Source organism: Pseudomonas sp. K5002 (assembly GCF_013386655.1).
GTDB lineage: Bacteria > Pseudomonadota > Gammaproteobacteria > Pseudomonadales > Pseudomonadaceae > Aquipseudomonas.
The window spans coordinates 1-5,790 of record NZ_JACARK010000425.1 but is presented as its reverse complement, the minus strand read 5'-3'; the positions used below and the strand labels follow the sequence as shown (position 1 = coordinate 5,790).

Annotated in this window: 5 protein-coding genes; 4 read left to right on the top strand and 1 reads right to left on the bottom strand. The window is 59.7% G+C overall.

Annotation, left to right across the window (positions count from 1 at the left end; all coding sequences use genetic code 11):
* A partial coding sequence (locus HX846_RS19530) for an acyl-CoA dehydrogenase (RefSeq protein ID WP_178965927.1) occupies nucleotides 1-2,313 on the bottom strand: 2,313 nt, incomplete at its 3' end.
* Between the two features lie 192 nt (nucleotides 2,314-2,505).
* Between HX846_RS19530 and HX846_RS19525 the strand changes: the two genes are divergently transcribed.
* From HX846_RS19525 to HX846_RS19510, 4 genes are all read left to right on the top strand, one after another.
* The gene (locus HX846_RS19525; RefSeq protein WP_102369633.1) at nucleotides 2,506-3,165 is read left to right on the top strand and encodes a transglutaminase family protein; all 660 of its coding nucleotides are present in this window, start codon (nucleotides 2,506-2,508) and stop codon (nucleotides 3,163-3,165) included.
* Between the two features lie 57 nt (nucleotides 3,166-3,222).
* On the top strand, nucleotides 3,223-3,846 hold the full coding sequence (locus HX846_RS19520) for a glutathione S-transferase family protein (RefSeq protein ID WP_102369632.1): 624 nt from the start codon (nucleotides 3,223-3,225) through the stop codon (nucleotides 3,844-3,846).
* 135 nt (nucleotides 3,847-3,981) lie between these two features.
* Nucleotides 3,982-4,914 carry an ABC transporter ATP-binding protein gene (locus HX846_RS19515; protein ID WP_003217227.1) on the top strand — a complete coding sequence of 311 codons (933 nt, stop codon included), beginning with the start codon at nucleotides 3,982-3,984 and terminating at the stop codon, nucleotides 4,912-4,914.
* Nucleotides 4,911-5,690 (top strand): ABC transporter permease, encoded by a 780-nt coding sequence (locus HX846_RS19510; RefSeq protein ID WP_003217229.1) that lies wholly within the window; start codon nucleotides 4,911-4,913, stop codon nucleotides 5,688-5,690. Before HX846_RS19515 ends, HX846_RS19510 begins: the two co-directional genes overlap by 4 nt.
* Nucleotides 5,691-5,790: the final 100 nt, after the last annotated feature.

The following is a 5,790-nucleotide window of genomic DNA, read 5'->3' as shown; positions in this document are numbered from 1 at the left end:
GGCATCGATGGCGTGTTCGCCCGCGGTCGGTTTGACCTGGCCGCTCTTGAAGCCTTCGTGGAGTTTTTTCTGCAACGGATGGCTGTCGGCCAACAGGTCGTAGGCGTGTTGCAGGGCGCCCACCGGATCTTCTGCGGACTGTGGGCGATAGCAGCCCGCCAGCACCGCTTCCAGGGTCGGGTCACCCTTGGCGCGACCAAGCACTGCGGCCACCTCGGCATCCAGCGCATCGGACGGGCCTTTATGACGGCGGCCGAACGGGAACACGATCACCCGCAACAGACAACCCAACACCTTGCTCGGGAAGTTGGTCAGCAGTTCATCCAGTGCACGCTCGGAGTGGCCAAGGCTCTCTTCCATGGCCCAGGCGAACAGCGGTTCCAGGTGGTCTGGCGAATCCAGGTCGTGATAACGCTTGAGTGCAGCCGATGCCAGGTACATGTGGCTCAGCACATCACCAAGACGTGCCGACAGGCGTTCGCGTCGTTTCAACTCGCCGCCCAGCAGCATCATGCTCAGGTCCGCCAGCATCGCAAACGCCGCGGCCTGACGGTTGAGTGCGCGGAAATAGCCCTGGCTCAGGCTGTTGCCCGGAGCCTTTTCGAAGTGACCGAAACCGAGGTTCAACACCAGGGTGCTGGCGGCGTTGCCTACGGCAAAGCCGATGTGCTGCAGCAGCAGGCCGTCGAATTCCTTCAGCGCCTGGTCATGGTCTTCGCGACCGGCCAGGGCCATTTCCTTGAGGACGAACGGATGGCAGCGAATTGCGCCCTGGCCGAAGATCATCAGATTGCGCGAGAGGATATTCGCGCCTTCCACGGTGATGAAGATCGGCGCGCCCTGCCAGCTGCGACCCAGGTAGTTGTTGGGGCCCATGATGATGCCCTTGCCGCCGTGCACGTCCATCGCGTGGCTGATGCATTCGCGGCCGCGTTCGGTCAGGTGGTACTTGAGGATCGCCGACAGTACCGAGGGTTTCTCCCCCAGGTCGACCGCGTTGGCGGTGAGCATCCGCGCGCTGTCCATCAGCCACGCGTTGCCGCCGATGCGGGCCAGGGCTTCCTGGATGCCTTCAAAGGCCGCCAGCGGTACGTTGAACTGCTCACGCACCTGGGCGTACTGGCCGGTCACCAGGCTGGTGAACTTGGCCGCGCCCGTTCCGACGGCAGGCAGGGAAATCGAACGGCCTACCGACAGGCAGTTCATCAGCATCATCCAGCCCTTGCCGAGCATTTCCTGGCCACCGATCAGGAATTCCAGCGGAATGAAAACATCCTTGCCGGAGTTGGGGCCGTTCATGAACGCGGCGCCCAGTGGCAGGTGGCGGCGGCCAATTTCAACTCCCGGGGTGTCGGTGGGGATCAGCGCGAGGCTGATACCGAGGTCTTCTTTGTCGCCCAGCAGATGATCCGAGTCATGGGCCTTGAAAGCCAGGCCGAGCAAGGTCGCTACCGGGCCGAGGGTGATGTAGCGTTTTTCCCAGTTCAGGCGCAGGCCGAGGGTTTCCTTGCCTTCCCATTCGCCTTTGCAGATCACCCCGGTGTCGGGCATGGAGCCAGCATCGGAACCGGCCAGTGGGCCGGTCAGGGCAAAGCACGGGATATCGTCGCCACGGGCCAGGCGTGGCAGGTAATGGTTGCGTTGTTCATCGGTGCCGTAGTGCAGCAGCAATTCGGCCGGGCCCAGGGAGTTGGGGACCATGACCGTGGAGGCGAGGTCGCCGCTGCGGGTCGCCAGCTTCATCGCGACCTGGGAGTGGGCATAGGCGGAGAAGCCTTTGCCGCCGAACTCCTTGGGGATGATCAGGGCAAAAAAGCCATGCTGCTTGATGTGTTCCCAGGCGGCGGGGGGCAGGTCCATGGCCTGGCCGATTTCCCAGTCGGTGACCATGGCGCACAGTTCTTCGGTAGGGCCGTCGATGAAGGCTTGTTCTTCTTCAGTCAGTTGCGCCTTGGGATAGGCCAGCAGCTTGTCCCAGTCGGGGCGGCCGCTGAACAGCTCGCCGTCCCACCACACGGTGCCGGCGTCGATGGCGTCGCGCTCGGTCTCGGACATCGGCGGCAGGACTTTCTGGAACCAGTTGAACAGCGGCGCGGTGAAGTACTTGCGGCGCAGGTCCGGCAGCAGCAGCGGGGCGGCTACCACGGCGATCAGTACCCAGAAGATCAGCAGCAACCAGCCTGGTGCGTGGCTGAAGGCGCCCATCGCCAACAGGTAGACGGCGACCACGCCGATGGCGGGCAGGGGCGCGATGCGCCGGTGCGCCAGGTAGGCAATGCCCACCACCAGAACCAGTATCCACAACAACAGCATATTCAATCCTCCGTGAAACCAGGTGCGAAATCACCTCAGAGCTTAGTCGGCATCCGAACAAGCGGGGTGACGAGGGTGTTACGTGGTGTGCCGGCAATGATCAGCACCAGGCGCCGACATTTGGCCGAATCGTCGTTATCCCAGGTGCATGCCTGTGGTTAGACTCAGGGCTTGCTCTCTGAGATTAACCTCATGAATGCGTACTTGAATCCCGGCCGCTTCATCGATAGTGACCACCCTGCGGTGGTGGAGTTCGCCGAAAAACATCGCGGTTCGAGTGCCGCACTTCGTGACCAGGCAGTCAGTCTTTACTACGCTGTGCGCGAGGCGGTGCGCTATAACCCCTATACCTTCAGTCGCGACCCGCAAACCCTCAGCGCGAGCTTCGCACTGGCGGCCGGCGAGAGTTATTGCGTGCCCAAGGCAACATTGCTGGCGGCGTGCGCAAGGCACTGCGGGATCCCGGCGCGCATCGGCCTGGCCGACGTGCGTAACCACCTCTCGACGCCCCGTTTGATCGAGCTGCTCAGAAGTGACGTATTCGCCATGCATGGCTATACCGAGTTGTATCTGGACGGCCGTTGGGTCAAGGCCACGCCGGCGTTCAACCAGCAACTGTGCGAACTGTTCGATGTGCCGCCGCTGGATTTCGATGGCATTCATGACAGTGTTTTCCACGCCTTCAACCGCAAGGGCCAGCGCTCCATGGAGTACGTGGTGGACCATGGGCAATTTGCCGAGGTGCCCGAGGAATTCTTCTTCGCCCACATCCAGAAATGTTACCCGCACCTGTTTGGCGAGCAGATGCCGATCCTGCTGGGGGACATGCAGAGTGATTTAAGCCGGACGTGATCCGGCGTATGCTGCCCCGGCATTTATCCAACCATCTTTTTCAAAATCGGGGCGGTCATGCTGAAAATCTGGGGTCGTAAAAATTCGTCAAATGTCAGGAAAGCACTGTGGTGCGCCGAGGAGCTCGGCCTGGACTATGAGGCAATTGATGCGGGTGGGGCTTTTGGTGTGGTCGACACGCCGCAATACCGCGCGCGGAACCCCAATGGCCGGGTGCCGATGATTGAAGATGGCGATTTTGTGCTGTGGGAATCCAACACCATCGTGCGCTACCTGGCCGCCAAACATGCGCCGGATTCGAACTGGTACCCCAGCGAGCTGCAAGCCCGGGCCAACGCTGAAAAGTGGATGGACTGGACCACCTCGACCCTGGCCGAACCGTTCAAGACCGTGTTCTGGGGCGTGCTGCGAACCCCGGCTGAAAAACAGAACTGGGACACCATCAACGCCGGTCGCCAGGCCTGCATCGACGTTTTGCAGACGGTGGATCAGGCCTTGGCCACGCAACCTTACCTGTCCGGCAGCGAGATCGGCATGGGTGATATTCCCTTGGGCAGCTTCATTTATGCCTGGTTCGAAATGCCCATCGAACGCCCGTCGATGCCTAACCTGGAAGCCTGGTACCAGCGGCTGCGCCAGCGCCCGGCCTATCAGAAATCGGTCATGACCGCGTTGACCTGATACCGACTATTAATACGGGTTACTGTACTTGTGCGGCGCGGACAAGCACCATGCTTGTCACGCGCAGCCGTTGTATTCCGTGCGGTCTGCCCTCATGTAACAATTCTATTCCTCTTCTTTGGTGCGTAATCCGATATGAGTTCCGCTCTGTCCATCCGGCAGCTAACCAAAACCTACGGCAACGGTTTCCAGGCCCTGAGTGGTATCGATCTGGACGTCGCCGAAGGTGATTTCTTCGCCTTGCTCGGCCCCAATGGCGCCGGCAAATCCACCACCATCGGGATTCTCTCGACCCTGGTCAACAAGACCACCGGTACGGTGAACATCTTTGGCAACGACCTGGACAAATCCCCGGCGGCGCTCAAGCGCAGCATCGGCGTGGTGCCCCAGGAGTTCAACTTCAACCAGTTTGAAAAGACCTTCGACATCGTCGTGACCCAGGCCGGTTACTACGGCATCCCGCCGAAGATCGCCAAGGAACGCGCCGAGCAATACCTCACGCAACTGGGCTTGTGGGACAAGCGCGACGTGCCTTCGCGTTCCCTGTCCGGGGGCATGAAGCGCCGCTTGATGATCGCTCGCGCCCTGGTTCACGAACCGCGCCTGCTGATCCTCGACGAGCCGACGGCGGGCGTGGACATTGAGCTGCGTCGTTCGATGTGGACGTTTCTCACCGAGCTGAACCAGAAAGGCATCACCATCATCCTCACCACGCACTACCTGGAAGAGGCTGAGCAGCTGTGCCGCAACATCGGCATCATCGACCACGGCACCATTGTCGAAAACACCAGCATGCGTAATTTGCTGAGCCAGTTGCACGTCGAGACCTTCCTGCTCGACCTGAAAAACGACATGACGGTTGCGCCCCAGTTGATCGGCTACCCGAATCGCCTGGTGGACAGCCACACCCTGGAAGTCCAGGTGGACAAAGCCGTGGGCATCACCGCGCTGTTTGGCCAACTGGCTACCCAGAACATCGAGGTGCTGAGCCTGCGTAACAAAACCAATCGCCTTGAGGAGTTGTTTGTGTCCCTGGTGGAGAAAAATCTGGCGAAGGTGGCGGTATGAGTTCGGAACTGCAACCCAACCTTGTCGCGCTGCAGACCATCGTTTATCGCGAAGTGAAGCGCTTTACCCGGATCTGGCCGCAGACCTTGCTGCCGCCGGCGATCACCATGGTTTTGTACTTCGTGATCTTCGGTAACCTGATTGGTCGGCAGATTGGTGATATGGGTGGATTCACCTATATGGAGTACATCGTGCCAGGGTTGATCATGATGTCGGTGATTACCAACTCCTACGGCAACGTGGTGTCGAGCTTTTTTGGCAGCAAGTTCCAGCGGTCCATCGAGGAATTGATGGTGTCGCCGGTGTCGCCTCATACGATTTTGATCGGCTACACCCTGGGCGGTGTGCTGCGCGGGTTGATGGTTGGGGTGATTGTGACGTTGCTGTCGCTGTTCTTTACCCATTTGCAGGTGCATCACCTCGGGATCACCCTGTTGGTGGTGGTGCTGACGGCGACTATCTTTTCGTTGCTGGGGTTCATCAATGCGGTGTTTGCGCGCAACTTTGATGATATTTCGATTATTCCGACGTTTGTTCTTACGCCGCTGACGTATCTGGGTGGGGTGTTTTATTCGATCACCTTGCTGCCGCCGTTCTGGCAGACGGTGTCGTTGGCTAACCCGGTGTTGCATATGGTTAACGCGTTTCGCTATGGGATCCTGGGCGTTTCGGATATCAAGATCAGTGTAGCGATCACGTTTATGCTGGTGGCGACTGTGGTGCTGTACGTGGGGTGTGCGCGGTTGCTGGTGAGTGGGCGTGGGATGCGCACCTAAGCGTTGAGATGTGATGAGAAACGGCCTCCAGATGAGGCCGTTTTTTTTGGCGATTGGTTTGAGTACATATCCGTTTTTTCGGTAACGGCCACCTATGGTT